This is a genomic window from Salinimicrobium oceani (genome assembly GCF_012037645.1).
In genome coordinates this window covers 1-563 of record NZ_JAAVJR010000299.1, presented here as the reverse complement: position 1 = coordinate 563, position 563 = coordinate 1, and the positions used below count along the sequence as shown (strand labels likewise).

General features: G+C 37.1%; 2 protein-coding genes. Both read left to right on the top strand.

All coding sequences use genetic code 11. The features are described 5' to 3' along the window. Window positions 1–17 precede the first annotated feature (17 nt). The gene (locus tag HC175_RS24795; RefSeq protein ID WP_369074341.1) at window positions 18–176 is read left to right on the top strand and encodes a LamB/YcsF family protein; all 159 of its coding nucleotides are present in this window, start codon (window positions 18–20) and stop codon (window positions 174–176) included. Then, the coding region (locus tag HC175_RS16835; RefSeq protein ID WP_168139508.1) for a carboxyltransferase domain-containing protein at window positions 176–563 on the top strand (388 nt) is incomplete at its 3' end. The genes HC175_RS24795 and HC175_RS16835, both read left to right, overlap by 1 nt.

Here is a 563-nt window from a genome sequence, read left to right as displayed (position 1 = left end):
TAAAGCATCTTTTGGCCATGATCTTAGAGGGAAAAATAAGCACTCCAAAAGGGGAAAAAATAGGCACTTGCGCCACCACATTTTGTCTTCATAGTGACACGCCAAATTCGGTAGAAATTCTTCAATATTTACACGCAGAATTGGGTGCCAAAAATGTAAAAATTTCAAGAGGTTAATGCAGGTATTTCCAAAGATATCCAGGATGGGGGAGCAGGCAATTCTGCTTCAGTTTGAGCCGGAGATCAGTGAAAAAGTGCTTAAAAAAGTGCTGGTTTGTCAAAAAATACTTCAGGAAAAATTTCTTAAAGGAGGAGTTGAGGTGATCAACACATATCATTCATTATTAGTCACTTATCCTGATGCTATAGAAAACGCTTATGACGGCTTTTTGCAACTGAAAGAGGAGCTTGAGCTGGCGAAGATACTAGATAATTTTAAATCTCACCTGTTTCATATTCCGGTTTGTTATGATGAAAAATTTGGTGTTGATCTTGATGAAATTTCTGAAGCAAAAGAGCTTCAAAAAAGGGAAATAATTCGCCTTCATTCTACGGCATTATACA

Coding starts and splice junctions, on each gene's coding strand:
- HC175_RS24795 (WP_369074341.1), top strand. CDS start 18: ATGATCTTAGAGGGAAAAATAAGCACTCCAAAAGGGGAAAAAATAGGC.